The 25,633-nt window shown below is 46.9% G+C and carries 26 protein-coding genes, 4 tRNA genes and 1 rRNA gene; 16 read left to right on the top strand and 15 right to left on the bottom strand.

Features of this window, described 5'->3' with window-relative positions:
• Positions 1–10: 10 nt before the first annotated feature.
• A complete protein-coding gene (locus tag VER99_RS14410) occupies positions 11–967 on the bottom strand; it encodes a DUF2860 domain-containing protein (protein ID WP_020333555.1) in 957 nt (318 codons plus the stop codon).
• 239 nt (positions 968–1,206) lie between these two features.
• Between VER99_RS14410 and VER99_RS14405 the strand changes: the two genes are divergently transcribed.
• The gene (locus VER99_RS14405; RefSeq protein WP_020333554.1) at positions 1,207–2,085 is read left to right on the top strand and encodes an acyltransferase; all 879 of its coding nucleotides are present in this window, start codon (positions 1,207–1,209) and stop codon (positions 2,083–2,085) included.
• 43 nt (positions 2,086–2,128) lie between these two features.
• Here VER99_RS14405 and VER99_RS14400 read toward each other — a convergent pair whose 3' ends face one another.
• The 5 genes from VER99_RS14400 to VER99_RS14380 all read right to left on the bottom strand — a co-directional run bounded on the left by VER99_RS14400 (position 2,129) and on the right by VER99_RS14380 (position 6,051).
• Complete coding sequence (locus VER99_RS14400; RefSeq protein ID WP_014233398.1) at positions 2,129–2,731, bottom strand: thiol:disulfide interchange protein DsbA/DsbL; 603 nt, start codon at positions 2,729–2,731, stop codon at positions 2,129–2,131.
• Positions 2,732–2,764: 33 nt separating this feature from the next.
• Positions 2,765–3,751 carry a serine/threonine protein kinase gene (locus VER99_RS14395; RefSeq protein WP_024372656.1) on the bottom strand — a complete coding sequence of 329 codons (987 nt, stop codon included), beginning with the start codon at positions 3,749–3,751 and terminating at the stop codon, positions 2,765–2,767.
• Positions 3,752–3,805: 54 nt separating this feature from the next.
• Positions 3,806–5,227, bottom strand: a complete 1,422-nt coding sequence (ccoG, locus tag VER99_RS14390) for a cytochrome c oxidase accessory protein CcoG (RefSeq protein ID WP_020333551.1) — start codon at positions 5,225–5,227, stop codon at positions 3,806–3,808.
• A gap of 279 nt (positions 5,228–5,506) precedes the next feature.
• Positions 5,507–5,773 (bottom strand): YihD family protein, encoded by a 267-nt coding sequence (locus VER99_RS14385; RefSeq protein ID WP_014233395.1) that lies wholly within the window; start codon positions 5,771–5,773, stop codon positions 5,507–5,509.
• Positions 5,774–5,883: 110 nt separating this feature from the next.
• Positions 5,884–6,051 (bottom strand): hypothetical protein, encoded by a 168-nt coding sequence (locus tag VER99_RS14380; RefSeq protein ID WP_014233394.1) that lies wholly within the window; start codon positions 6,049–6,051, stop codon positions 5,884–5,886.
• 297 nt (positions 6,052–6,348) lie between these two features.
• Between VER99_RS14380 and VER99_RS14375 the strand changes: the two genes are divergently transcribed.
• On the top strand, positions 6,349–7,161 hold the full coding sequence (locus VER99_RS14375; protein ID WP_014233393.1) for a sporulation protein: 813 nt from the start codon (positions 6,349–6,351) through the stop codon (positions 7,159–7,161).
• A 65-nt stretch (positions 7,162–7,226) separates the two neighbouring features.
• The gene (trhA, locus tag VER99_RS14370; protein ID WP_020333550.1) at positions 7,227–7,880 is read left to right on the top strand and encodes a PAQR family membrane homeostasis protein TrhA; all 654 of its coding nucleotides are present in this window, start codon (positions 7,227–7,229) and stop codon (positions 7,878–7,880) included.
• A gap of 33 nt (positions 7,881–7,913) precedes the next feature.
• On the opposite strand, the gene VER99_RS14365 is transcribed toward trhA, so the two are convergent.
• From VER99_RS14365 to def, 6 genes are all read right to left on the bottom strand, one after another.
• The gene (locus tag VER99_RS14365) at positions 7,914–8,507 is read right to left on the bottom strand and encodes a DUF3157 family protein (protein ID WP_020333549.1); all 594 of its coding nucleotides are present in this window, start codon (positions 8,505–8,507) and stop codon (positions 7,914–7,916) included.
• Positions 8,508–8,532: 25 nt separating this feature from the next.
• Complete coding sequence (locus tag VER99_RS14360; protein ID WP_020333548.1) at positions 8,533–9,978, bottom strand: TrkH family potassium uptake protein; 1,446 nt, start codon at positions 9,976–9,978, stop codon at positions 8,533–8,535.
• 9 nt (positions 9,979–9,987) lie between these two features.
• Positions 9,988–11,364 (bottom strand): Trk system potassium transporter TrkA, encoded by a 1,377-nt coding sequence (trkA, locus tag VER99_RS14355; RefSeq protein ID WP_014233389.1) that lies wholly within the window; start codon positions 11,362–11,364, stop codon positions 9,988–9,990.
• Positions 11,365–11,427: 63 nt separating this feature from the next.
• A complete protein-coding gene (gene rsmB, locus VER99_RS14350) occupies positions 11,428–12,711 on the bottom strand; it encodes a 16S rRNA (cytosine(967)-C(5))-methyltransferase RsmB (RefSeq protein ID WP_020333547.1) in 1,284 nt (427 codons plus the stop codon).
• Between the two features lie 82 nt (positions 12,712–12,793).
• Positions 12,794–13,741: a methionyl-tRNA formyltransferase gene (gene fmt / locus VER99_RS14345; RefSeq protein WP_020333546.1), complete on the bottom strand. Its 948-nt coding sequence runs from the start codon at positions 13,739–13,741 to the stop codon at positions 12,794–12,796.
• A 34-nt stretch (positions 13,742–13,775) separates the two neighbouring features.
• Complete coding sequence (gene def / locus VER99_RS14340; protein ID WP_014233386.1) at positions 13,776–14,294, bottom strand: peptide deformylase; 519 nt, start codon at positions 14,292–14,294, stop codon at positions 13,776–13,778.
• 138 nt (positions 14,295–14,432) lie between these two features.
• Here def and VER99_RS14335 point away from each other — a divergent pair, with 138 nt between their 5' ends.
• The 4 genes from VER99_RS14335 to VER99_RS14320 all read left to right on the top strand — a co-directional run bounded on the left by VER99_RS14335 (position 14,433) and on the right by VER99_RS14320 (position 17,754).
• Entirely contained in the window at positions 14,433–15,527 is a 1,095-nt protein-coding gene (locus VER99_RS14335) for a LysM peptidoglycan-binding domain-containing protein (RefSeq protein WP_020333545.1), read from the top strand.
• Positions 15,511–16,620, top strand: coding sequence for a DNA-processing protein DprA (gene dprA, locus VER99_RS14330; RefSeq protein WP_020333544.1), 1,110 nt, complete (start codon positions 15,511–15,513; stop codon positions 16,618–16,620). Before VER99_RS14335 ends, dprA begins: the two co-directional genes overlap by 17 nt.
• Positions 16,621–16,622: 2 nt before the next feature.
• On the top strand, positions 16,623–17,102 hold the full coding sequence (locus tag VER99_RS14325) for a DUF494 family protein (protein ID WP_031779194.1): 480 nt from the start codon (positions 16,623–16,625) through the stop codon (positions 17,100–17,102).
• A gap of 82 nt (positions 17,103–17,184) precedes the next feature.
• A complete protein-coding gene (locus tag VER99_RS14320; RefSeq protein ID WP_020333542.1) occupies positions 17,185–17,754 on the top strand; it encodes a DNA topoisomerase family protein in 570 nt (189 codons plus the stop codon).
• A 60-nt stretch (positions 17,755–17,814) separates the two neighbouring features.
• Here the strand turns inward: VER99_RS14320 and VER99_RS14315 are convergent, their stop codons facing one another.
• Complete coding sequence (locus VER99_RS14315) at positions 17,815–18,948, bottom strand: 5-(carboxyamino)imidazole ribonucleotide synthase (RefSeq protein WP_020333541.1); 1,134 nt, start codon at positions 18,946–18,948, stop codon at positions 17,815–17,817.
• A gap of 4 nt (positions 18,949–18,952) precedes the next feature.
• Positions 18,953–19,438 (bottom strand): 5-(carboxyamino)imidazole ribonucleotide mutase, encoded by a 486-nt coding sequence (purE, locus tag VER99_RS14310; RefSeq protein ID WP_005394016.1) that lies wholly within the window; start codon positions 19,436–19,438, stop codon positions 18,953–18,955.
• Positions 19,439–19,643: 205 nt separating this feature from the next.
• Between purE and VER99_RS14305 the strand changes: the two genes are divergently transcribed.
• The 4 genes from VER99_RS14305 (at position 19,644) to VER99_RS14290 (ending at position 22,370) form a co-directional block, all read left to right on the top strand.
• Complete coding sequence (locus tag VER99_RS14305) at positions 19,644–20,201, top strand: L-threonylcarbamoyladenylate synthase (protein ID WP_014233380.1); 558 nt, start codon at positions 19,644–19,646, stop codon at positions 20,199–20,201.
• 48 nt (positions 20,202–20,249) lie between these two features.
• Positions 20,250–21,167 carry an oxygen-dependent coproporphyrinogen oxidase gene (hemF, locus tag VER99_RS14300; protein WP_020333539.1) on the top strand — a complete coding sequence of 306 codons (918 nt, stop codon included), beginning with the start codon at positions 20,250–20,252 and terminating at the stop codon, positions 21,165–21,167.
• Positions 21,168–21,269: 102 nt separating this feature from the next.
• Positions 21,270–22,103 carry a shikimate dehydrogenase gene (gene aroE / locus VER99_RS14295; protein WP_020333538.1) on the top strand — a complete coding sequence of 278 codons (834 nt, stop codon included), beginning with the start codon at positions 21,270–21,272 and terminating at the stop codon, positions 22,101–22,103.
• Positions 22,104–22,106: 3 nt separating this feature from the next.
• Complete coding sequence (locus VER99_RS14290) at positions 22,107–22,370, top strand: DUF1488 family protein (protein ID WP_020333537.1); 264 nt, start codon at positions 22,107–22,109, stop codon at positions 22,368–22,370.
• Positions 22,371–22,386: 16 nt separating this feature from the next.
• Here VER99_RS14290 and VER99_RS14285 read toward each other — a convergent pair whose 3' ends face one another.
• Positions 22,387–22,935 (bottom strand): gamma carbonic anhydrase family protein, encoded by a 549-nt coding sequence (locus tag VER99_RS14285; RefSeq protein WP_020333536.1) that lies wholly within the window; start codon positions 22,933–22,935, stop codon positions 22,387–22,389.
• Between the two features lie 491 nt (positions 22,936–23,426).
• On the opposite strand from VER99_RS14285, the gene VER99_RS14280 reads away from it, so the two are divergent.
• From VER99_RS14280 to VER99_RS14260, 5 genes are all read left to right on the top strand, one after another.
• Positions 23,427–24,979, top strand: a 16S ribosomal RNA gene (locus VER99_RS14280).
• Positions 24,980–25,070: 91 nt separating this feature from the next.
• A tRNA-Glu gene (locus VER99_RS14275) sits at positions 25,071–25,146 on the top strand.
• Between the two features lie 2 nt (positions 25,147–25,148).
• Positions 25,149–25,224, top strand: a tRNA-Lys gene (locus VER99_RS14270).
• Positions 25,225–25,238: 14 nt separating this feature from the next.
• Positions 25,239–25,314, top strand: a tRNA-Ala gene (locus VER99_RS14265).
• Between the two features lie 13 nt (positions 25,315–25,327).
• Positions 25,328–25,403, top strand: a tRNA-Val gene (locus tag VER99_RS14260).
• The last annotated feature ends 230 nt before the right edge of the window (positions 25,404–25,633 follow it).

The raw sequence follows: 25,633 nt of genomic DNA, 5'->3' as shown, positions 1-25,633 counted from the left end.
GGCCAGAAAATTAAAAGCGATAGCTGAAGCCTAATGAGAACAGGTATTCCTTCTCGTCATAGAAAGTAATGTTTGAGTCGGTTTGACTATAGCCTGCGAATGAAATGAAAGACCAGTCTTGCCAATCAAACACATTTTGGTATTCGTAAGCGGCAAACAAGCTCAACGTATCGTCACTGCGCGTCTTGGTGAAGGTCTGGCTTTCAGATTGATAGTCCTCAAGGGTATAACCGCCAGTCAGAGCTAAACGGTGACGATTGATGAACTTAAACCAGCTCAGTTCAAACCCATACGAGTCGAAGGATTCTGCTTTACCATCGGCATCTTGGTTAATGTAAGTAAATGCAGGTTGCAGGATGGAAGTCCGATCAAGTGAAATTCGATAGTCACCTTTGATGTAGTAAATATCAGCATCACGAGCCAAAGAGCGATCCGTCACTTCCTCTTTATCAATTTCTTTGTTGGCATAGGCAAGATCAAGATTGAAGTTTTTATCAATCAGCCCTTTAACCTGAAAACGGTACGCGTTACCGCCCTCATCGGTTGTGCGCCTAGCCACGCCCACCTGATACGGATTACGCCAGGTTTCACCTTCTAATATGGTTGGCAAGTACGATACATCGAGTACGGTGCCTGATGGCAATTGGTATTGATAGCCTAGCTGAAATGCAAGTGTACCAATGGCCACATCTGAACGAGTGGTCCCTGCATAGACTTGTTGGTTGAGCTGCGTACCGAAGGTATAGGCGATGTTTCCAAGCGGCGCTGCGACTACCGAGCTGTCGCTGTCTGCACTGTGATTGAGTGAATCGATGGTCTTGTTGTTATCGGTATTAAAGTTAGATTCTGATGCAATAAAGGCAGCGTTAAGTGAAATCTCACCGCTGAATCCAGCGGTTTCTGCGAGCTGAGCTTGAGCTGAACTGACGATAAAGGCCAAGGTCAAGACAGTGAGTCTTGGTTTCATTCATGATCTCCCTATTTGCGAATGAATGGTCCGAGAAATGGTTGAGCGTTTATTTGTATTGGAGAGTGACTTAATTTCTTTGCTCAACTAACACGACAATATATTCCCTTTATTTCATATTGTGCAAGGTCAAGCGGATAAGTGGTAACTAATCAGACCATTCTCATAAATGTTTCAATGTAGCAATGTGACAGTATAATTACACGCTGTTTTATTACTCACACCTTAGCGCTGTTATCATGTTGGCATATTTGTTACTTCTTCTTAATGCGTCTCTAGTCATAATCAATTCGGCGATCTGTTCATTGGTTATTTGCTTTATCGCCGTGATTAAACTGTTACTTCCAGGCGTAAAGCAAAAAGCGAAGGGAACCGAAGCCGCTAACAAGGTGATGTGGGCGTGGGCAACGGTAAATGCGGGGATACTCGCGCTGTCCAATCGCGTTGAATGGGATGTTCAAGGTGGCGATGAGCTAAAGAAAGATGGTTGGTACCTTTTGATCAGCAATCATCTGAGTTGGACTGACATTGTGGTGCTGTGTTGTGTGTTTAAAGATCGTATCCCAATGCCAAAGTTTTTCCTCAAACAGCAACTGTTGTATGTGCCATTTATTGGTATGGCTTGCTGGGCTTTGGATATGCCGTTTATGCGCCGTTATTCGCGCGAATATCTGATCCGTAATCCGCATAAGCGTGGTCAGGATTTGGCCACCACGCGTCGCTCTTGCGCTAAGTTTAAGCATACTCCCACGACGGTAGTCAATTACGTAGAAGGCACGCGTTTTACGCTAGAAAAGCAACGCCAGAGCAAAGCACGATATCAACATTTGTTGCAGCCAAAGTCTGGTGGCATCGCTTACACGCTGGCTGCGATGGGTGATCAATTTGATAGTATTATTGATGTCACGTTGGCTTATCCGGAAAATACCCATAAACCATTCAGAGACATGTTAATGGGCCGTATGAGCAAGATAGTGGTTCGTGTGAAGGTACTGCCGGTCGATGAACAAGTGCAGGGTGATTACTTTAACGATAAACCCTACAAGCGTCAGTTTCAGCAGTGGTTGGGTGATGTCTGGCAAGAGAAAGACCAGTTACTGCAAGAGATACACAGATAAAACAAAGGGGAGCCGAAGCTCCCCTTTGTGCAATCTAGACGGATTATTTAAGTTCTAATAAGTAGTTTACCAGAGCAAAGTACTCATCCATGGTTTTGATGCTTTGCGCTTGTACCAGGTATTTGTTGTTTACAATCACGGCCGGAACACCTGTCAGGCCACTGTCTTCAAACTGTTTGTCCATACGACGAACCATAGAGTCGACAGCAAAACCTTTGAATGCTGAGTCGAACTTCTTCTCGTCCACACCTTCATCTAAGAAGATTTGACGCAGTTCCGCATCGTCGCGCGGCGCTTTGCGCAAATTGTGAATGCGGTTAAACATCACAGGTACCATTTTATCTTCAACCTTAAGCGCAACCATAGTTGCGAATGCTTTGCTCATTGAAGGGCCCATGCTGCCACCCATAAAGGATACGTGGTTCTTTTGTAGCTTCACGCCTTCTGGTAACTGCTTTTTAAGTTGCTGAATAATTGGCTCAAACGAATTACAGTGTGGGCAGTAAAATGAGAAGAATTCAGTCACTACAGGCTTATTAGAAGCCTCTAGATCTAATACTTTGTAGTGTTCACCTTCGTTGAATTGTGCGGCTTGTGCTGAAAGGCTCAGCATCAACATAGAAAACAGTGCGAACAGCTTTTTCATTTATATATCTCCATTTTGAATTAGTTGGCTGACTTACCATTGAGGCATTAAAGAAAGGGGTGCTTCTTCTAAGTTGGCAATCTGCTCTTTAAAGCCAAGAACCTGACCTTCCCAATATTTTGGCTCATTAAACCATGGAAAAGCCAACGGAAATGCAGGGTCGTGCCAACGTTTTGCTAACCATGCCATGTAATGCACCATTCGTAGACCGCGAAGTGGTTCAATTAGTTTCAATTCTGCGGAGTTAAAATCACAAAACTCTTGATAAGCTTCCAGAACGATATCCAGCTGCATTAGCTTATCTTGTCGCTCACCATTCAACAGCATCCACAAATCTTGTACTGCGGGTCCGTTTCGGGCGTCATCCAGGTCGACGAACATCGGTCCATCGCGCCAAAGAATATTACCTGGGTGGCAGTCTCCATGCAGACGAATAGAGCTAAAGCTGTCCTGCCAGTGATTTTCGATAGCTTTGATCAGGATATCCAGGTCGTTAAAGAAACTGTTCTCCAGATGCATTGGAATCATGTTCGAATTTTGCAGAATCTCTCTAGGCTGATAGAGGTATTCTTGTAAACCGATGCTTGGCCTGTGTTGAAAGGTCTTTTTACCTCCAACCTTATGTATTCGACCTAAAAATCGACCGACGCCTTCCAGTTGATCCAGATTGTCGACTTCAAACTGGCGTCCGCCAACACTTTCAAACAGGGCAAAACCGTAGCCTTGGTAGTGATGTAATGTTTGACCGTTAAGAATGACAGGTGGAGCGACCGGGATTTCGTTTTCGATAAGCTCTAAAGTGAAATCGTGCTCTTCCTGAATTTGTTCGTTGCTCCAACGCTCAGGGCGGTAGAACTTCACCACATAGCGGCGACGCTCTTCATCGGTAAACTGATAAACGCGGTTTTCATAACTGTTGAGAGGGAGAAAGCCAGATTCCGCGCGAATACCAATGCTTTCTAACGCATACCACATAAAATCGGGTGTGAGTGCGTCAAAGTTAAACGTACCTTGGGACATATAAATAAAAAGGCTCATTACTGAGCCTTTTTCCGTTAGTCATCGAATTTGAAATCAGAGTTTCTTGATAAACCGGCTTTCCACTTCGATGGTGAATTCATTGCTCTTATCGGTGAGTATAAACTGAATTGTGGTTATCGCAGAGTTTAGCTTGTCAGGATCTGCGCCAAGACTCATTGGTAAGTTCAATACTTCTCCAGGTTGTACCTGAATGGTCTGTTTTCCATACCAGCTCACATCGCTCATGCCTTTCACATCCAGTTGGTACTCTTGCACTTGCTGGGTCTTGTTGATCACTTTAAGCGTATAAGTATTCTCGACTTCTCCGGCACTATTTACGCGGAACAGTTGGTTACGGTCTCGAAGCACGCTCATACCAGCCGGATCAACGGAGGCAATCTGAGCGAAGAATAAGCCGATCATAATCAGGAATACCGCACCATAGCCGATCAGTTTCGGACGCATAACCTTCGTATGTTTACCTGATAAACGGTGTTCGGTGGTGTAGTTGATCAACCCTTTTTCATAACCCATGCGATCCATGGTTTGGTCACACGCATCAATACAGGCACCACAGTTGATGCACTCATATTGCAAACCGTCGCGGATATCGATGCCAGTAGGGCACACCTGCACACATAAATCACAGTCGATACAGTCACCCAAACCAAGTTGTTTTGGATCGGCCTTACGTGAGCGTGGGCCGCGTTTTTCACCACGTTTGGTATCGTAACCAACTATGAAGGTATCTTTGTCGAACATGGCGGACTGGAAACGTGCGTAAGGGCACATGTGAATACACATGATAGATCGCATCCAGCCGGCATTACCGTAGGTACAGATTGCAAAGAACATCACCCAGAAAACAGGCCAGAAGCTGGAGTTAAACGTGAAGAAGTCGATCACCAGTTGCTTCATTGGCACAAAGTAACCGACAAAGGTGAATCCGGTGATCAGCGCTATCGAAAACCAGGCGATATGCTTGAGCGTTTTACGCATAGCTAAGTTGGCGGTGAGCTTGTTGGCGTCTTGCTTACGACGCTTATTCGCACTGCCTTCGAGTTTTTCTTCAAACCAGATGTACATGAAAGTCCAGACAGTTTGTGGACACAGATAACCACACCAGACCCGACCTAAAAAGGTGGTGATGAAGAACAGACCAAATGCCCCGATAACAAACAGCAGTGCAAGCAGAGTAAGATCTTGCGGATAGAGTGTGGTGCCAAAAAAGTTGAACTGCTGATTACCGATATCCAATAAAATCGCTTGGCGATCTCCGTACGGAATCCAAGGTGTCAAAGCAAACAGTAGCAGTAAAAACCAGCCGCCGTAGCGTCTTAGTTTTTGATAGGTTCCTTTACTTTCACGTACATAGATGCGATTGCTTGGGTTAAAACGATCCCCGTTACCTTTGTGGGTTTTGGGGTTAAAAGTTTTCGGAGTCACATCTTTAATGTCGATTTTATCCTGACTCATGTACTCATCCTTCTTAGGCTTTTTATAATGTTCGGCGTCATTTCTGATGATGTCGCTCTATGACATTGCTATTCGTTAACTATTTTAGTTAATGCTGATAAACGGTGATTATACAACCAATAACATTTCCTTTTCTTTAACGTAGTCAATGTTTAACTACAAAAGTCAGCACAGTTAACCTGATAATTGGCTGAACAGTTTTAACTTCCTATTATCTCTTACGTTCGGTTGTAAAAAAGCGACTCAATTGAGTCGCTTGGAATTTTGCCGGTGGGTGGCTTATTTGATGATGCCACGTGCACGCAACAGAGCCGTTTTGAAATCGTCTTCCTGGTCTTTTTTCAAACCTGGGATCATTTCATCTTTACTGCTGTTACGCATTTTCAAATGGTAGATCAGAACATCGTCGGTGAGGTCTTCCAGTTTGCCCTCATAACCAGCTTCTTCAGACAGCTTGATGATGAACTGTAGCAGGTTCATGTCTTGGTCTTTTTGCCACTCTGGCTCTAACAGCTGAAGTAGTTCTTCGATACGATGACACTTCATTTCTTTCTCCACAAATTTTATAGGTATTTTGTTTAAGGTATCAAATTGTAGAGAGGATACAAATAGGCGTGAGAGGAAAAGAAAAAGCGCAGCTGATGCCGCGCTTTTTATTAAGCTGCTTTGATAACTTTGGACGGAGCTTTCGACGTTACCGCTTTTTTCTCAACCAATGTTTTAGCAGGCGCAACTTGGTGTGCCTTTGGTGCAGCAGCAAAGCCACTGCGGCGACGCATTGCACTACTATTGGTGTGTGCGAACCTGACTGTTGTTGGGCGCATTTAGTTACCTAACTGTCAGGCATATCCATTGCCGTTCTAATGCCCTGAAGCACTACGAGCTAGTCTCAAACTGCTTAAAGCTTCGCTCTTTTGGCTCGCGCCAATCCAGTTAGTGAGTCAGGAATAACGATATGCATGCATATCAAATAATAGGTTAGCACTCTTGTTATAATTGGTCGATACTTGAGCAATTGAATTCTTTCGATTTTGTCATTTTAAACCGAAAATGAGTGCAAAAATTTGTTTTGATCCCCTGATCAGCAGTAGTAGTATGAGATCTCTACAAAGGAGGTGCATATGTCATTTTTAAAGAAGACACTTGCGAGTTTTGGTATCGGCAGTGCTAAGGTAGATTCGATCCTCAATCAGGATGTGATATACCCGGGTCAGAGTGTGGATGTTTCTATCCATGTTTATGGTGGAGCGACAGAACAAAAGATCGATAACATCGATATGAAGCTCTGTTGTCGCTATATTGCTGAGGCACCTGATGACCGAGGCTCTCGAGAAGGGCATAACATGCGTCGAGTGCCACAGACTCATGTCTTGGCTGAATGGAGCCTCCCTTACTCGTTCACCATTCATTCCGCAGAAGAGCGTACCTTTGATGTGAAGCTCGATGTTCCCTGGAATACCCCAGTCACGATTGGCGATGCGAAAGTATGGCTTGAAACAGGGTTGGACGTTGCCGCCTCACTTGATCCAACCGATAAAGACACGCTCACCATTCGACCTGATCCGCTTATGGACGCCATTTTGTCGGCATTTGAAGCGCAAGGATTACGTATTCGCCAAGTGGAGTGTGAAGAAGTGAATGGCTTCGATCTGCCATTTGTTCAGGAATTTGAAATGGTGCCAACTGATGGGCCGTACCATGGTGTATGGCGTGAGTTGGAATTTGTTGCCCATCGCAGCGAGGACGAGTTGAAACTATGGTTTGAAGTTGACCGAACGCGCAGCGGTGCTGGAGGGATGCTGGCGAGCTTGCTCGGAAGCGGTAAGCTCAACCGAGAATTGACGATTCCAGTGACGACCAGCCCTGAAGAGGTGGGAGAGATGGTGCTAAATTATCTCGACCAAACTACGGCCGCTCATGACTCTGAATTTTAGCTTACACGTGTACGCCTAATGTGCCATACTAGAGTGAAATCACACGCTCTAGTATAGGTGCTTCGATGTCATCATCACAGAAACCTGAATACAGTCAGAGTGAAGAATTTGCCAATTCTCTCACCCATGGCCTCGGGATGGTTCTAGGTATTGTAGGGCTGATTCTGCTGCTAGTACGAGCATTGGATCAGCAAGCTGATACCCTGACCATAACCAGCATGGCGATCTATGGCTCAAGTATTATTGTGCTGTTTCTCGCATCAACACTCTACCATGCCATTCCGCACCCGAAAGCCAAACGCTGGCTGAAAACGTTTGACCATTGCGCGATCTACTTATTGATAGCGGGTAGCTACACGCCGTTTTTATTGGTGAGCTTACGTACGCCTCTCGCGATTGGTTTGATGATCGTGATTTGGAGTATTGCCTTGCTTGGCATCATCATGAAGGTCGCGTTCATTCATCGCTTTAAGCATCTGTCACTGACGAGCTATCTGGTGATGGGCTGGTTATCGCTGATTGTTATCTATGAGTTGGCGATCAACCTAGATATCGGAGGTCTGACGCTGCTAGCCGTAGGTGGCTTAATCTATTCTCTTGGCGTTATATTTTACGTGGCTAAGCGCATTCCATTTAATCATGCGATTTGGCACGGCTTTGTTCTGGCGGGGTGCGTGTGCCACTTCTTCGCTATCTACTATTTTGTCGAGCCGATCTAAGCTTGGCTAAATCAGCTCGACAACGTAGGCGTATTAGCGAGTTTGTACTTCGACCACTTTTGCCGAAAACTGGTATTGCTGCGATTGCGGCACTGCCAGTTTGATGGTTTTACCTTGCTCAGCTTGTTGTGGGCGAAGATAGGTATCTGCCATACGCTTGATTGACTGCCAAACAGTGACCTTTTCTTTCGCCAATGCCTCACCAGACATATCGAATACCTGAATTTCGACTTCAATCTGAATTACTGACTGCGAGCTTTGATTAGTGATCGAAGTAGGAAAAACCAGTTCGCCGCCTTCGTAACTTGCAGAGCCAATCAATATATCCACACCTGAATCTGATAGCTGCATGGTTGGTTTTTTTGCATTGACGGTAACCGTCGTGCCCACGGTTTTCGAAACGACCGGAATGGTCGCTATTGCCGGAACAGCAACAGATTCAGTCGCTGCGGTGACCGCTTTGGTTGCTGAAGCAGCAGTGGCTTTAGGTGCAGTATTCTCAACCACATATTCCCAAGTAAAATCATCATTTAACTTTACATTTCTTCCATCGGCTAACGTTACTACCTCGGCAGCATAAACCGATGATGTGGCCAGCAGAGTAGCCAAAGTAATCCAAGTTTTCATTGTTGTACCTTTTATTTCATTGCCGTTAACGACGCCAGAAGGCTGGAAAGAACAATACAAGAATAGTCAGAATTTCCAGACGGCCCATTAACATGCCAAAACTTAATAGCCATTTTGCGGAGTCTGGTAATGGTGCAAAGTTACCTGTCGGGCCAATCACAGAGCCCATGCCCGGGCCTACGTTGGCGACTGCCGTAATTGAGCCAGATATGCTGGTGATGGGGTCTAAACCGAGTGCACTCAGACAACCAGCGATAAAGATGATGGTGATAAAGAACATCAAAACAAATGCAACTACAGAGCGCACAATGTCGTCGTTCACGGGGCGTTGGTTATAACGCTGGACGAACACACCGGAAGGGTGAACCAGTTTCAGCATCTGCTTGTTCAGCAGGGTCATGGCAACCTGAAAACGGAATATTTTGATCCCACCGGATGTTGAACCAGAGCAAGCACCTGCAATCATCAAGAATGCGAATAATGTGGTTGGTAATGCTCCCCATGCTGTGAAGTCTTCCAGGCCAAATCCGGTGGTCGTCACGACGGATACGATATTAAACATCGATACACGCAGCGCATCGATCATGGTGTAACCATCACGAATAACCAGCCAACTGGCAATCACTAGACTTGAGAAGAGGAACAGGTAAGCAAAACCACGAACTTGGGCGTCTTTGAGTAATATATCAATGCGACGTTTTCTCAGTGCGGCCACGAATAGCAAGAAAGGCAATCCGCCCAAGAACATAAAGGTTGTCGCTACCCAGTGCGCTCCGTTAGAGAAGTGATTCATTGAGCCATCAGAGGTCGAGTAGCCACCTGTCGACAGGGTGGTGAAAGCATGGTTTATTGCTTCAAATACCGTCATACCTGTCAGTATGTAACCGCCGATACACATTCCGGTTAAGATCAGATAAACCAGCACGATGTTTTTCGCCACGGTCTTGGCTCTTGGGCTACTTTTATCAGACCAGTCAGAAGATTCCGTTTGGAACAGCTTCATACCACCGACGTTAAGCATAGGCAAAACGGCTACCGCCATCACGATAAAGCCCACACCACCAAGCCACTGCAGAATTGAACGCCATAATAAGATGCTCGGTGCCATATCATCCAAGCCGCTTAAAACGGTTGAACCCGTGGTGGTGATCCCCGACATGGTTTCGAAATAGGCATCGGTAAAACTGATGTGGTTAATGAAAACAAACGGCAACGCTGCGAAAGCACTGGCGATGGTCCAGACCAAACTGGTAATGAGGAACATGTCGCGCACACTGAGTTTGAATTTAGCCGTTCGGCCGATACTCAGGCAGATAAACGCAGCCAGGTGCGTAATCAAGACGGCTTGGGCAAAGTCGAGAAACCCGCCCGTACCAGTGAAGAAAGCGACCAAAGTAGGCACGTACATGAAAAGGGCCAGTTTGGATAAAACCAGCCCGATAACAAACAGTACGGGACGTAAGTTGACCATAAGAGAGTCCTAGAGGAAGAATGGGCTCGGCTGGAACAGAGCTTCGACGTCTGGTACGTACTTTTTGTCGACCAGGAACATCACAACATGGTCATCTTGTTCGATGATAGTGCGGTCGTGAGCGATAAGTACTTCTTCGCCACGAACAATGGCACCGATGGTGGTTCCTGGTGGAAGTTTAATATCCCCAATGGCGCGACCGACAACTTTCGATGTGGTTTCATCACCGTGGGCAACGGCTTCGATCGCTTCCGCTGCACCGCGGCGTAGCGAAGATACGTTAACAATATCGGCACGGCGAACGTGGGTCAGCAATGCGGAAATGGTCGCTTGCTGAGGCGAAATGGCCACATCAATCACACCACCTTGTACAAGATCGACATAGGCACCACGCTGAATCAGTACCATTACCTTTTTGGCACCCATGCGTTTTGCCAGCATCGCGGACATGATGTTGGTTTCATCTTCGTTGGTCAGCGCAATGAACACGTCGACCTGATCGATGTTTTCTTCGGTTAACAGCTCTTGGTCGGCAGCATCACCACAGAAGACGATGGTGTTACCGAGCTGCTCAGACAACTGTTCAGCGCGTTGGTAGTTTCGCTCGATTAATTTCACGCTGTAGGTCTGCTCTAAGCGTTTTGCTAAGCTCGCACCGATGTTACCACCACCAACAATCATAATACGGCGGTAAGGCTTCTCAAGGCGCTGTAGTTCACTCATTACGGAGCGAATATGATTACTTGCCGCGACAAAGAACACTTCATCATCAGCTTCAATGATAGTCGTGCCTTGCGGACGAATCGGACGACCCTGACGGAAGATTGCCGCTACTCGGGTATCGATATGAGGCATGTGCTCTCGTAGTGCTGAGAGTGCGTTACCCACCAATGGGCCGCCATAGTAGGCTTTTACGGCAACCAGGCTGACTTTCTGCTCAGCAAAGCTGACTACCTGTAGTGCACCAGGATATTGGATCAGACGTTCGATATAGCTGGTTACCAGCTCTTCTGGTGCAATCAGGTGGTCGACGGGGATCGCACCAGACTTAAATAGGGCTTCTTTTTCTGCCAGATACTCAGGCGAACGGATACGTGCAACACGGTTAGGTGTGTTAAACAGAGTGAAGGCTACCTGACATGCTGCCATGTTGGTTTCGTCAGTGTTGGTGACTGCAACCAGCATGTCGGCATCTTGCGCGCCAGCTTCGTGGAGTACATCCGGATGGCTTGCGTGGCCATTGACCACACGCAGGTCATATTTGTCCTGTAGTTCACGCAGTCGGTCAGAATTGTTATCGACGATAGTGATGTCGTTGTTCTCACCAACCAGGTTTTCTGCCAGTGTGCCGCCAACCTGACCAGCACCAAGAATAATGATCTTCATACTCTTTTCTCGTTATCTGAAAAAGGCGATTGAATGACTCCAATCGCCCTATTTAGCCTGCTGTTACGCGTGTGTTTTCGTCAGCACAGCGTAGTAGAATCCATCCATGTCTTCTTCACCTGGTAGAATTTGACGACCAGGGTGTTCAGGGTCAGAATCCAGCAATTTCGCATCAGCGGTGCGAGCTAAGAATGCTTTCACTTGCTCTACGTTTTCTTGTGGAGTGATTGAACAAGTTGCATAAACCATTGTGCCGCCTGGTTTTAGCTGTGTCCACATCGCATCGAAAATTTCGCTTTGCAGCTCTGCTAATGCCGCAATGTCGTCGGCTCGGCGCAACCATTTGATATCAGGGTGACGACGAATCACGCCCGTCGCAGAACACGGCGCATCCAGCAAGATGCGGTCAAATTGCTCACCTTGCCACCATTCTTGAGGATTACGTGCATCGCCGCAAACCACTTTTGCCTGAAGATTGAGACGCTTCAGGTTTTCATGTACGCGTTTCAGGCGAGTGTCGTCACAGTCAATCGCGACCACTTCACTACCGGATGTACGCTCAAGAATATGTGCGGTTTTGCCACCTGGTGCTGCGCAGCAATCCAGAATCAACTCACCGTCTTTTGGCTCTAGGTAGTTAATTGAAAGCTGAGCCGCAGCATCTTGTACCGATACCCAGCCTTTCTCAAACCCAGGCAACTTGGTCACATCGCATGGCGCAGCCAATTTTAGCGCGTCCATTGCCTCTGTGTGCGGCGTGGCCTCAATGTTTTCATTTTTGAGTAGTGCCAGATATTCATCACGATTATGGTGCTGGTGGTTAACCCGCAGCCACATTGGCGCTTTCTGATTGTTGGCATCGACAATGCTTTCCCACTGCTCTGGGTAAGCGTCTTGCAGCAGCTTAAGTAGCCAACTTGGGTGACCATACTTGCCAGCGTTGTGACTAACGGCAATCTCGTCAAGTTCTTCCTGATTGCGTTGGTAATTACGTAATACCGCATTAATCAGACCACGTAGGCGAGGGCCTTTTAAATCTTTAGTGCCTTCAACGGTTTCGCCAACGGCTGCATGCGCAGGAATACGCATAAAGCTCAGCTGATAAATACCAACCAGGATTAAGTGATGGAAAACACGCTGTTTACCTTTCAGAGGCTTATCCATTAGCTGGCTTGAAATGGTTTCAAGGCGAGGTAAGTAGCGAAGTGCTCCGTAACAGATCTCTTGCAAAAGCGCGTGATCACGAGGTCGGATGGTTTGTTGAGCCGCTGGTAGAGCGCTAGAAAGAGAATGGCCCTTGTCGACGACAAGATACAGGACGTTGGCAGCCGCAGCGCGAACATTCATGATGAGTACCTTAAAGTAAAGGAGGGCATCTCTGCCCTCTAAAAGTTCGTATTATTAGGGGAATAACTCACCCTAGTATGGCTTAAATCAGCTGGGTGCCAACTTCAAACCAAGATGCACGCGAGTTCAGAATGTCTTGAACTGGCATGGCTTTTTTACCAGGAACCTGTAGTTGCTCCAGAACTAATACGCCATTGCCTGTCGCTACATAGATACCTGTTTTGTCTGCTTGCACAATCGTGCCTGCTGGCTTATTGCTGGTTTGCTCAGCGACTCGGCTTTGCCAAACCTTGATGCTGTTCTCAGCCGCTTCAAAATGGCTCATAGGCCAAGGATTGAATGCACGAACGCAACGCTCGATGTGTGCAGCGTCGTCGCTCCAGTTGATACGAGCTTCTTCTTTGCTAAGCTTTTTCGCGTAGTTTGCGAGCTCATCATCTTGCTTAACTGGCACTGCTTTATCCGCAGCGATATCTGCCAGACAATCAATCAGCGCTTGCGGGCCAAGGTCGGCAAGCTTTTCGTACATAGATGCGCTGGTATCCGTCGCTTCGATTGGTAGCGTCGCGATTTTCAGCATATCACCCGTATCCAGACCAATATCCATCTGCATGATGGTTACGCCAGTTTCTGCATCACCTGCCCAAATAGAACGTTGGATTGGTGCCGCACCACGCCAGCGAGGCAGGATAGAACCGTGTACGTTAATACAACCGAGCTTAGGCGTGTCTAATACCGCTTGTGGTAGTAGAAGGCCATAAGCCACAACAACCATGATATCGGCGTTCAGATCAGCCAGCGCTTGTTTCGCTTCATCTGATTTGAAGTTTTCTGGTTGATAAACAGGGATGTCGTGTTCTAGTGCAATGTTTTTAACCGGGCTTGCAGTAAGCTTTTTACCGCGACCCGCAGGGCGGTCTGGTTGAGTATACACTGCAATTACTTCGTGCTCCGAAGACAACAACGCCGCCAAGTGACGGGCGGCGAAATCCGGAGTACCTGCAAAGACAATACGTAAAGACTGACTCAAGGTAGACTTCCTTCTAAATTGGTATGGGTCGCGATTAAGCGTTTAGCTGCTTTTCGTTGTAGCGTTTGATCTTTGCCAGCTTTTCCTGAATGCGTTTACGCTTCAGAGGCGATAGATAATCAACGAACAATTTACCTTGTAGGTGATCGAGTTCGTGTTGAACACAAATCGCTAGCAGGTCGTCAGCGTCAAAGGTAAATTCTTTGCCGTCGCGATCTAATGCTTTAACGGTAACCTCGGCCGCGCGAGGCACAAGGGCGCGAGCACCCGGTACCGATAGACAGCCTTCTTCGATGCCATCTTCGCCGCGCTTTTCCAGAATCTCAGGGTTGATAAGCACCATTGGCTCATCACGAGTTTCTGAAATATCAATCACTACGATACGCTTATGAATATCAACCTGCGTTGCAGCAAGGCCAATACCTTCTTCGTCGTACATGGTTTCAATCATATCATCGACGATTTTTTGAATTTCAGGTGTCACCTCTTCCACAGGCTTAGCTACTGTGCGTAGGCGATCATCTGGAAATGTTAATACTTGTAATACAGACATATTCACTCGAAATATTGAACTGTGCCGAAACAGCACAAACCTTGTTGGCTCAATTCTAGACATTTTATGACCTAAATGACAGCATCCTTGCATTAATTTCCATACCAACTACTGCTTAATAGACCAAGGATGAGGGGCATGAATCGCATTTTTCGCAATGTTTCCAGCATTATGTTGCCGTTACTATTCTCCTTCACTGCAGCAGCAAACGCTGACTCTAAACCGCTCGCAGTCAAAGCGGATGCCCCACAAACCTATGTGGTAGTGAAAGGCGATACCCTGTGGGACATTTCGGCGATGTATCTGGACAGTCCGTGGTTGTGGCCCCGCTTGTGGCAAATTAACCCAGAGATAGATAATCCACATTTGATTTATCCCGGAGATAAGTTGTCTCTGGTATGGATTAACGGTCAGCCAGTCCTGAGCTTAAAGCCCGTTAAAAAACTGAGTCCACAGGCTCGTATTACCGAAAAGAAGGCTGTGCCGACGGTTGCGGAAGGTCTGGTGATGCCTTATCTCAGTTCTGACCGACTGGTGGATAAAGAGACGCTCGACAATGCAGTCAAAGTGATGGGCAGTTCCAAAGGCAGTCGGTATTTGACCGCAGAAGATGTGTTGTACATCAGCGGTGAGCATACCGCGACGGAATGGGCGATTTACCGCCCGGTCGAGACTTTCTCTCGTGAAGACGTTTCAAAGGAAATCACCGCATTGCGCTTGATCGCAAAAGGGGAGTTGGTGGATGCATCTGAAGCGTTTTCTGGATTAAAAATCACCGCTCAGTTGCAAGAAATTCTCCGTAATGACATCGCCTTACCAAATCAAATGGTAGAGAGTGGCGAGTTTTCCACGACGTTCTATCCCCTTCCTTCGCCGCAGGGGAGCACTGCGAAGCTCCTGGGAAATATCGAAGGTATTCGCTTCAGTTCAACCAATCAGGTTGTTGTTATTGATAAAGGGACGGCGGATAAGCAGAAACAAGGCAGTGTGTTTGACCTCAAAGAAGACGCTCATCCGGTTGCTAAAGATGGCGATGGCTTCCAAAAAGAGGTGGGTTTATTCGATAAACCAATTATTCTGCCCCAAAGTAAAGTGGGTGAACTGCTGGTAATCCGTCCTTATGAATACTTCAGCTTGGCTTTGATCACTAACAGTACTAAACCAATTAGTAACGAGGTAACGGTCGTTTCGCCTCTTGCTGAAGTGCCTGTCACAGATGAAACCACTCAATGAGAATGACCTTGTTGCCTGGCTGAAGCTAAGTTGCTTGCCAGGCATAGGCGGGGTCAAGCTGAATAAGTTACTTGCAAAAGACACGCCTCGAAACATCATCAACTCCTCTCATGAATACCTGCAGCGCCTTGGACTAAGTCAGAAGCAACTTCAGGCTTGGACGTCAGCCGATAAAGAAGTTGAAGCTTGCCTCAATTGGAAAGAGATCGCTTCGAACCACCATATTCTGACTTTAGATGATCCGCTTTACCCTCCGCTACTTAAACAGATTGTTGCACCGCCGCCCCTGTTGTTTTTGCAAGGCGATCCTACGTGTTTATCTCAGCCTCAGATTGCTATAGTGGGAAGCCGTAACGCGAGTGTTGACGGATTACAGTACGCCCGACACTTTGCTGCAGATTTCGTCAGTAATGATCTTATTGTAACCAGTGGATTAGCTTTGGGCATTGATGGTCATGCGCATGACGGAGCGTTGCAAGCGGGAGGAAAGACGATAGCAGTTCTTGGTTCTGGCTTAGCTCATATTTACCCAGCGCGGCACCGGGGGTTGGCGCAGCGCGTCGCAGATAGCGGTGCACTGATTTCAGAATTTCGCCCCAATGCGAAACCAAGGCCGGAACACTTTCCACGTCGCAACCGAATTATTAGTGGGTTATCTCTGGGGGTGTTTGTTGTCGAAGCGGCAGAGAAAAGCGGTTCTTTAATTACGGCCCGTTATGCGCTTGAGCAAGGACGAGAAGTGTTTGCTCTGCCCGCTTCTATTAATGCGAAAAATGCCAGTGGCGGAAATCATTTGATTCGCAATGGTGCTTGCCTCGTAGAAAAGACAAAAGATGTACTCGATGAAATACAGTCATTACTTGATTGGTCTGTTAATCAGAGCAGAGATTTATTTTCTACCTTAATTGATGAAGAAGAATTGCCATTTCCTCAGCTGTTAGCTAACGTAGGAAATGAGGCTACACCAGTTGATATTCTTGCAAGCAGGACCAATATACCTGTCCAGGAAGTCATGATGCAGCTCTTAGAGCTTGAGCTCTCAGGGCACGTTGTTGCAGTTTCAGGTGGCTATATTCGAAAGGGGAGGGGCTAGCTATGATGATGGATATACTGATGTATCTATTCGAAACCTACATCCATAGCGATGCAGAGTTACAGGTCGAACAAGACGAGTTGGAAGATGAGTTGCTTCGTGCAGGCTTCCAGCAAAAAGATATCTACAAAGCCCTTGTCTGGTTAGAAGAGCTTGCCGCGCTGCAGCAAAGTGATACATCTTCTGCTATATCGGCTTGTATCGCATCGTCATCGACTCGTATCTACACTGCGAAAGAGATGCAGCGTTTGGATCTGGAATGCCGAGGCTTTTTGTTATTCCTCGAGCAAATTAATGTCCTAACAACAGAAACTCGTGAAATGGTGATTGATCGGGTGATGGGACTGGAAACAAACGAATTTGAGCTTGAAGACCTCAAATGGATCATTCTGATGGTGCTGTTTAATGTACCCGGCAATGAGAACGCTTATACGCTGATGGAAGAGCTGTTGTATACCAAAGAACAAGGGATCCTTCATTAAGCCTAATCCCAACAAGTTCGTGTTCCGTTGGATGTGAACACGAGCTTGTGTATTTGGTGTGTCTTTCAATTAAACGGTAAGTATGAGTAGTAAAATCGACAACAACCTTTTCTCTGCCCATGAACATGCGCTCGAACATGAGCCGTGCCCTAAGTGTGGATCAGCGTTGACGCTCAAACACGGTAAGCATGGTCCATTCTTGGGCTGTAGCCAGTACCCAGGTTGTGATTACATCAAAGCACTGCACAGTAACGATGGTCACATCGTCAAAGAGTTGGGCGTACCTTGCCCTGACTGTGGCAATGAGTTGGTGTTGCGCCAGGGTCGTTATGGCATGTTTGTCGGGTGCAGCAGTTACCCAGCTTGTCATCATATTGAGTCTATTAACCAGCCAGAGCCGGAAAAGCAGTCACAAGAACAGCATGCTTGTCCTGAATGTGGTAAAGGTCATTTAGTTGAGCGTAAGACCCGCTTCGGCAAAACATTTTATGCGTGTGATAACTACCCGAAATGTAAGTTTGCCGTGAACCTGCCACCGGTCAAAGGCCGTTGCGAAGCGTGCGGTTTTTCATTGCTGGTTGAGAAGAAGCTCGCCAGCGGGGTGAAGTTACAGTGCGCTAACCGCAAGTGTCAGCATACGCAAGCTAAGTAAACGAAACTACCAATTAAAAAGGGTCGCATGATGCGACCCTTTGTTGTTTTTAGCTGGATTCTAAGCTTGAGACTGCTTGGCAAAATCATGCACGGCAGGAAAAGCCTCTGCATCCAGTACTTTGCCTAACGCACATAGTCTGCGATGAAGTTCGCCAGGATAGTCTCCACACACATTAATGTGGCCCATCTTGCGTCCTGCACGTTTTTCTTTGCCATACCAATGAATATGGCAACCATCCATCGCTAATACAGCTTCTGGCAAAGTATCTTCACCGAGAATATTAACCATCGACGTTTCGCGAACCAGTTTCGTGCTGCCTAGTGGCAAACCACAAACCGCGCGCAAATGGTTTTCAAACTGACAGGTTTCTGCACCTTGCTGTGTCCAGTGACCTGAGTTGTGAACGCGTGGCGCGATCTCATTCACCAGTAAAGTGCCATCAACATCGAAAAACTCTAGGGCTAACACGCCAACATACCCCAGACTTTCTGCAACCGCAGTAAACATCTGCTTGGCTTGGGTTTGAAGTTCTGGTTCATCAATGGCGGTAGAAAGGCTCAGTACACCATCAGTGTGCACGTTCTCTGCCAGTGGATAAACTTCAATGCTGCCATCTTTACCGCGAGCACCAACTAAAGATACTTCACAGTTAAATGGAACAAACTCTTCAGCCACTATAGCTTGGGTTGGTGTTGCTGCGATGCACTCGGCCATTTCCGTCCAGATAGTCTCTACCTGAGAAGCTTCTTTCAAGCGCCATTGGCCTTTACCATCGTAACCGCCTAATGCACTTTTCAGTACCATTGGCATACCAACGTGTTCAATCGCGCGGTCAAAATCTTCACGTGTTTCAATCACGTAGTATTTCGCATTACGCACGCCAGCGTTGTCGAGTAGGGCTTTTTCAAGACGACGATCACCGCCTGCCTTGATCGCTTCTGTGCTCGGAAGGAACTTTCCACTCTCTTCACAGATGTCGAGCACATCATGAGGGATATGTTCGAATTCTGCTGTGATCACATCGACTTGCTCAATGGCATTTTCCAGACCATGACCAAGCACATGTTGAGTGAGAGGGTGAACGATATTGCCGCTACCCACATCGTAAGCAGAGATTTGAATATTCAGTGGTGCACCAGCCAGAGACATCATACGAGCCAACTGACCAGCTCCTAGAACCAGTACGTGCATCCGATTAGTCCTCAGCTGGGTTTGGGTTAGCCAGAACCGTTTCTGTCTGTTCGTTGCGGAATGCTTCTACCTTCGCCATGATACTTTCATCATGCGTACCCAGAATTTGTGCTGCCAGGATACCGGCGTTTGCCGCACCTGCTTCGCCAATCGCTAACGTGCCGACTGCAATACCTTTAGGCATTTGTACGATAGACAGCAGAGAGTCCATTCCTTTCAGAGCACGTGACTGAACTGGAACGCCAAGTACTGGCAAGCTCGTGAATGCCGCCGCCATACCTGGTAGGTGAGCAGCGCCGCCCGCACCTGCGATGATTACTTTGATGCCGCGCTCTTTCGCACTGCTTGCGTAATCAGCCAATAGTTGAGGAGTACGGTGAGCTGACACCACTTTTGTTTCGTAAGACACGCCAAATTGATCCAGCATGTCCGCTGCTAGTTTCATGGTTGGCCAATCTGATTTAGAACCCATGATGATACCGACTTTCATCTCAAACTCCTTCAAGCTGCAAAATTAGGTGAGCTGATAAATTTGTGCGCATTATACGGGGATTTTTATCTCAAGCAAACGTTTGCGCGCCTTTGTAAATGCTATTGATACATTTTATAAAAAAATTGCTTTAGTCTCTGAGAATGAATCTTTGTACACTTAGGTATAGAGAAAATAATACAGTCAGATAATCAGGAAGTAATCGGTGGATAACTTTGAACAAGTGCTCAATGCACTACAGCAAGGCGAAGTGATTGCCTATCCAACAGAAGGTGTTTTTGGCGTCGGGTGTGATCCTGATAATCCAGAGGCAATCCAAAAGCTGCTGGAACTAAAACAGCGCCCGGTAGAAAAGGGTCTCATCCTTATTGCTGCCAGCTATGATCAGCTATTACCTTACATTGACGAGTCTCAGCTGACGCAAGCACAGTTAGATAAAGTTCATGCCACCTGGCCTGGTCCTTACACTTGGATCATGCCTGCGAGCGATAAAGTATCTAATTGGGTTTCAGGGCAGTTTGATTCGATTGCCGTTCGTGTGACCGATCATCCTTTGGTGCAAAAAATGTGTAATGCATTCGGAAAGCCGTTAACCTCTACCAGCGCGAATCTTTCAGGCTTGCCGCCGTGTATGACGACGGAAGAAGTTGAGCAGCAGCTGGGTGATAAGTTGGTGGCGATTCTTCGTGGTGAAACCAGCGGGCGTGATAAGCCAAGTGAAATTCGTGACGCCAAAACCTCGCAAATATTAAGACAGGGCTAACCCTGCCTACCAGCCTTCAAATAGGTACCAGATAATAGGTAATAACGTATGTCAGCAATCGATAAGCATGCCGTAAAGCAGTTCCTGATGTCGCTTCAGGATTCCATTTGTCAGCAGTTAGAACAAGAAGATGGAAAGGCCGTCTTTGTCGAAGATGCGTGGCATCGTGAGCCGGGAGAGCGTCTTGGTGGTGGCGGCCGTTCACGAGTTCTGCGTGATGGCGACGTCTTTGAGCAAGGTGGAGTGAACTTCTCTCATGTAGAAGGCAAAGAAATGCCAGCGTCAGCAACAGCGCATCGTCCTGAATTAGCGGGGCGCCGTTTTGAAGCGATGGGAGTGTCTTTGGTTATTCACCCTAAAAACCCGTATGTGCCGACTTCACATGCCAATGTGCGCTTCTTTATCGCAGAAAAAGACGGAGAAGATCCGATTTGGTGGTTCGGTGGTGGCTTTGACTTAACGCCGTTCTATCCTTTCGAAGAAGACTGCCAGTCATGGCACGATACCGCGAAGGCAATCTGTGCCCCGTTCGGTGATGAAGTCTATTCGGATCACAAAGCTTGGTGCGATAAGTATTTCTTCCTTCCACATCGAAACGAAACTCGTGGTGTCGGTGGTTTGTTCTTTGATGATTTGAACCATTGGGAGTTCGACAAATGTTTCGATTACATCAAAGCGGTGGGTGAAGGCTTCTGTCAGGCTTATCTGCCAATCGTTGCACGACGTAAAGATATTGAGTTTGGCGAGCGTGAGCGAGAGTTTCAGTTGTATCGTCGTGGCCGTTATGTTGAGTTTAACTTGGTGTACGACCGTGGCACCTTGTTTGGTTTGCAAAGTGGTGGACGTACGGAGTCGATTCTTATGTCCATGCCGCCACTAGCACGCTGGGAATACAGTTATCAGCCTGAAGCTGGGACACCTGAAGCCGAGCTTTACGAGCGATACCTAAAACCACGTGACTGGTAAGCGCTGAATCTCCTTTTCTATATAGAAAGATAGTGATAGGGTCATCTTTAATCAGATGGCCCTGTTTTTCTCTATATTAAGGTAAGGAATAAAGGTAAGGAAATGACTCAGCAAGTTGATCGCTATGCGGTGTTTGGTAATCCCATCGGGCACAGTAAGTCGCCATTTATTCACACACTCTTTGCTCGCCAAACGAATCAATCGCTGACTTACACAGCCGAATGTGCCCCTGTCGACGGGTTTATTGAAGCTGTGAACGTGTTTTTTGCTGAAGGTGGTAAAGGATGTAATGTCACTTTGCCTTTTAAAGAACAGGCGTATCAGTTTGCCACTCGTTTAACAGAGCGTGCCCAACTTGCCGGAGCTGTGAATACACTCAAAAAGCTTGATGATGGTGAAATCATCGGTGACAACACCGACGGCGCTGGTCTGGTGCAAGACCTACTGCAGCACCAAGTCGTTTTAGAAGGCGCTCGTATCCTAATCATCGGAGCTGGTGGCGCTTCTAGAGGAGTAATTCTGCCGTTACTTGAGCAAAGGCCTGCTTCATTGACGGTAACCAACCGTACATTTTCTAAAGCTAAAGAATTGGCAGCGCTGTTTTCAGATTACGGGCCTGTGGCAGCGAAAGAGATGAATAGTATTACTCAAGAATACGACGTCATTATTAACTCAACGTCAGCGTCGCTGAGTGGAGAACTTCCTGAAATATCGTCAGCTATCTTTGCTCCCAACAGCACAAGCTATGACATGATGTATGGCGGTGGTGATACCAAGTTTAACCAATGGGCTAAAGAACATGGTGCAGCTCAAGCTTATGACGGTTTAGGAATGTTGGTCGGTCAAGCGTCTGAAAGCTTTATGCTCTGGCGTGGTTTGCGTCCTGGTGCTAAACAGATTTTACGTGAGCTTAGAAAAAATCTTGAAGGTCAATAATCGATGAATCAATCCATTTTATTCCCAGACATCCAGTCCTGGGATGAATCATCACAATCAATCCACTTTCCTGCGCAGCAATCGGGCGCACTGATTGAATGCTACGTCACGAAACAACAACTCTCAAAAATGAGTGGCTTGGATATTGAAGATGAGCAAAAAGCTGTAGAAGCATTTTTAGCCTTACGCTTTGATCTGGAAGAAATGGCCGAAGAGCTCATAGAAGATGAAGCCTTCAATGAAGAAGGCCACATTGTAATTGATTAACTAGATTATCGGATGACTAACCAATGATTTCGACTTCATTCATATAGTCGTTCTTATTCTGGACGTAGTTATCTGAAGACTTTTGTAAAAAAGCGCGCTCTTTTTCTGACAGTGGGCGTGCTTGTTTTACCGGGCTACCAACATAGAGGTAACCACTTTCTAATACTTTGCCAGGCGGAACTAAACTGCCAGCGCCAATCATCACTTCAGATTGTATAACTGCACCATCAAGAACGATTGCTCCCATACCTACTAATACGTGATCGTGAATCTCACAACCATGCAGCATGACTTTGTGACCGACAGTGACATCATTGCCAATAATTAATGGATAGCCGTTTGGGTTTTCCTGATTCTTGTGTGTCACGTGTAATACACTGCCATCTTGGATATTTGTTCGTTCGCCGATGTGGATATGATTAACGTCACCACGAGCAGCAACCAACGGCCAAACGCTAGAATCGTCCCCAATAACGATGTCTCCGACTAAAACAGATGTTGAGTCGACGTAAACTCGCTCACCAAGCTGAGGCTTTATACCTTTATAACTTCTTATTGAACTCATCTTTTCTCCTTATTGTGGGCGATTAAAGGGTATATAGGGGTAGAAGAGTAGTAAAAACTCGCCTTTTAGAATAAAAAACACCCAAACGACAAATAAATCAAAAAAAACATCAAAAAGGGCTTGCCAATGTGATCGCAATCTCTATAATGCCACCTCGCTGACACGGCAACGCTTCGAAAGAAACGAGCAGGGTTAGCAAGCCAAATTAGCCAAGCGGAAACGTTTGAAAAAAGTTTGAAAAAAGTGATTGACACTAAACTTTAACTCGCTAAAATGGCCGTCCGATTTGAGCGAAGCTCAATAGGAAAGCTCTTTAACAATATAGACCTATCAATCTGTGTGGGCACTCGTTGATGATAATCCAATTAGAAACTTCGGTTTCAAATTAGGTTTCAATGATACGAAGTGACCATTGAATCTTCGGATTCAGCACAGTCAATTCAAACATTACTTTATGTAATGTTCAGTATTCATTGAGCCGACAAAATCTTAAATTGAAGAGTTTGATCATGGCTCAGATTGAACGCTGGCGGCAGGCCTAACACATGCAAGTCGAGCGGAAACGAGTTAACTGAACCTTCGGGGAACGTTAACGGCGTCGAGCGGCGGACGGGTGAGTAATGCCTAGGAAATTGCCCTGATGTGGGGGATAACCATTGGAAACGATGGCTAATACCGCATGATGCCTACGGGCCAAAGAGGGGGACCTTCGGGCCTCTCGCGTCAGGATATGCCTAGGTGGGATTAGCTAGTTGGTGAGGTAAGGGCTCACCAAGGCGACGATCCCTAGCTGGTCTGAGAGGATGATCAGCCACACTGGAACTGAGACACGGTCCAGACTCCTACGGGAGGCAGCAGTGGGGAATATTGCACAATGGGCGCAAGCCTGATGCAGCCATGCCGCGTGTGTGAAGAAGGCCTTCGGGTTGTAAAGCACTTTCAGTCGTGAGGAAGGTAGTGTAGTTAATAGCTGCATTATTTGACGTTAGCGACAGAAGAAGCACCGGCTAACTCCGTGCCAGCAGCCGCGGTAATACGGAGGGTGCGAGCGTTAATCGGAATTACTGGGCGTAAAGCGCATGCAGGTGGTTTGTTAAGTCAGATGTGAAAGCCCGGGGCTCAACCTCGGAATAGCATTTGAAACTGGCAGACTAGAGTACTGTAGAGGGGGGTAGAATTTCAGGTGTAGCGGTGAAATGCGTAGAGATCTGAAGGAATACCGGTGGCGAAGGCGGCCCCCTGGACAGATACTGACACTCAGATGCGAAAGCGTGGGGAGCAAACAGGATTAGATACCCTGGTAGTCCACGCCGTAAACGATGTCTACTTGGAGGTTGTGGCCTTGAGCCGTGGCTTTCGGAGCTAACGCGTTAAGTAGACCGCCTGGGGAGTACGGTCGCAAGATTAAAACTCAAATGAATTGACGGGGGCCCGCACAAGCGGTGGAGCATGTGGTTTAATTCGATGCAACGCGAAGAACCTTACCTACTCTTGACATCCAGAGAACTTTTCAGAGATGAATTGGTGCCTTCGGGAACTCTGAGACAGGTGCTGCATGGCTGTCGTCAGCTCGTGTTGTGAAATGTTGGGTTAAGTCCCGCAACGAGCGCAACCCTTATCCTTGTTTGCCAGCGAGTAATGTCGGGAACTCCAGGGAGACTGCCGGTGATAAACCGGAGGAAGGTGGGGACGACGTCAAGTCATCATGGCCCTTACGAGTAGGGCTACACACGTGCTACAATGGCGCATACAGAGGGCGGCCAACTTGCGAAAGTGAGCGAATCCCAAAAAGTGCGTCGTAGTCCGGATTGGAGTCTGCAACTCGACTCCATGAAGTCGGAATCGCTAGTAATCGTGGATCAGAATGCCACGGTGAATACGTTCCCGGGCCTTGTACACACCGCCCGTCACACCATGGGAGTGGGCTGCAAAAGAAGTAGGTAGTTTAACCTTCGGGGGGACGCTTACCACTTTGTGGTTCATGACTGGGGTGAAGTCGTAACAAGGTAGCGCTAGGGGAACCTGGCGCTGGATCACCTCCTTATACGATGATTATTCACGATGAGTGTCCACACAGATTGATATGGTTTATGAAGTTTAAGAGATAGAACATCCCCCAAGATGTTCAACTTAGTGTCCCGTTCGTCTAGAGGCCTAGGACACCGCCCTTTCACGGCGGTAACAGGGGTTCGACTCCCCTACGGGATACCATTGGGTCGTTAGCTCAGTTGGTAGAGCAGTTGACTTTTAATCAATTGGTCGCAGGTTCGAATCCTGCACGACCCACCATTATCTCAAGATATGGGGCTATAGCTCAGCTGGGAGAGCGCCTGCCTTGCACGCAGGAGGTCAGCAGTTCGATCCTGCTTAGCTCCACCATTCTTGATTCTATGGGCGATTAGCTCAGTTGGGAGAGCACCTGCCTTACAAGCAGGGGGTCACTGGTTCGAGCCCGGTATCGCCCACCATCTTTAAGCGCATTTCTTTTGAAACAGAAAGTCTTAAGTGTTCTTAAAAATGGTTCTTAAATGAATCTAGCTCTTTAACAATTTGGAAAGCTGACAAAGTAATCTTTAAGATTACTTGTAAAGTTCTCAAAGTATTCATGTATTTGAATACAACTAAAAACACATTCAAGTGTTCTTGGGAATAATCTTAGGATTATTCATATTTGAGTCCGGCAAAATCGAAAGCTGTC

This window comes from Vibrio natriegens NBRC 15636 = ATCC 14048 = DSM 759 (assembly GCF_035621455.1).
In the GTDB taxonomy this organism is placed as follows: Bacteria; Pseudomonadota; Gammaproteobacteria; order Enterobacterales; family Vibrionaceae; genus Vibrio; species Vibrio natriegens.
Note: the sequence above shows the minus strand (reverse complement) of the source record. Positions and strands in the feature narration are given on the sequence as shown.

Coding starts and splice junctions, on each gene's coding strand:
- VER99_RS14410 (WP_020333555.1), bottom strand. CDS start 967: ATGAAACCAAGACTCACTGTCTTGACCTTGGCCTTTATCGTCAGTTCA.
- VER99_RS14405 (WP_020333554.1), top strand. CDS start 1,207: ATGTTGGCATATTTGTTACTTCTTCTTAATGCGTCTCTAGTCATAATC.
- VER99_RS14400 (WP_014233398.1), bottom strand. CDS start 2,731: ATGAAAAAGCTGTTCGCACTGTTTTCTATGTTGATGCTGAGCCTTTCA.
- VER99_RS14395 (WP_024372656.1), bottom strand. CDS start 3,751: ATGTCCCAAGGTACGTTTAACTTTGACGCACTCACACCCGATTTTATG.
- ccoG (WP_020333551.1), bottom strand. CDS start 5,227: ATGAGTCAGGATAAAATCGACATTAAAGATGTGACTCCGAAAACTTTT.
- VER99_RS14385 (WP_014233395.1), bottom strand. CDS start 5,773: ATGAAGTGTCATCGTATCGAAGAACTACTTCAGCTGTTAGAGCCAGAG.
- VER99_RS14380 (WP_014233394.1), bottom strand. CDS start 6,051: ATGCGCCCAACAACAGTCAGGTTCGCACACACCAATAGTAGTGCAATG.
- VER99_RS14375 (WP_014233393.1), top strand. CDS start 6,349: ATGTCATTTTTAAAGAAGACACTTGCGAGTTTTGGTATCGGCAGTGCT.
- trhA (WP_020333550.1), top strand. CDS start 7,227: ATGTCATCATCACAGAAACCTGAATACAGTCAGAGTGAAGAATTTGCC.
- VER99_RS14365 (WP_020333549.1), bottom strand. CDS start 8,507: ATGAAAACTTGGATTACTTTGGCTACTCTGCTGGCCACATCATCGGTT.
- VER99_RS14360 (WP_020333548.1), bottom strand. CDS start 9,978: ATGGTCAACTTACGTCCCGTACTGTTTGTTATCGGGCTGGTTTTATCC.
- trkA (WP_014233389.1), bottom strand. CDS start 11,364: ATGAAGATCATTATTCTTGGTGCTGGTCAGGTTGGCGGCACACTGGCA.
- rsmB (WP_020333547.1), bottom strand. CDS start 12,711: ATGAATGTTCGCGCTGCGGCTGCCAACGTCCTGTATCTTGTCGTCGAC.
- def (WP_014233386.1), bottom strand. CDS start 14,294: ATGTCTGTATTACAAGTATTAACATTTCCAGATGATCGCCTACGCACA.
- VER99_RS14335 (WP_020333545.1), top strand. CDS start 14,433: ATGAATCGCATTTTTCGCAATGTTTCCAGCATTATGTTGCCGTTACTA.
- dprA (WP_020333544.1), top strand. CDS start 15,511: ATGAAACCACTCAATGAGAATGACCTTGTTGCCTGGCTGAAGCTAAGT.
- VER99_RS14325 (WP_031779194.1), top strand. CDS start 16,623: ATGATGATGGATATACTGATGTATCTATTCGAAACCTACATCCATAGC.
- VER99_RS14320 (WP_020333542.1), top strand. CDS start 17,185: ATGAGTAGTAAAATCGACAACAACCTTTTCTCTGCCCATGAACATGCG.
- VER99_RS14315 (WP_020333541.1), bottom strand. CDS start 18,948: ATGCACGTACTGGTTCTAGGAGCTGGTCAGTTGGCTCGTATGATGTCT.
- purE (WP_005394016.1), bottom strand. CDS start 19,438: ATGAAAGTCGGTATCATCATGGGTTCTAAATCAGATTGGCCAACCATG.
- hemF (WP_020333539.1), top strand. CDS start 20,250: ATGTCAGCAATCGATAAGCATGCCGTAAAGCAGTTCCTGATGTCGCTT.
- aroE (WP_020333538.1), top strand. CDS start 21,270: ATGACTCAGCAAGTTGATCGCTATGCGGTGTTTGGTAATCCCATCGGG.
- VER99_RS14290 (WP_020333537.1), top strand. CDS start 22,107: ATGAATCAATCCATTTTATTCCCAGACATCCAGTCCTGGGATGAATCA.
- VER99_RS14285 (WP_020333536.1), bottom strand. CDS start 22,935: ATGAGTTCAATAAGAAGTTATAAAGGTATAAAGCCTCAGCTTGGTGAG.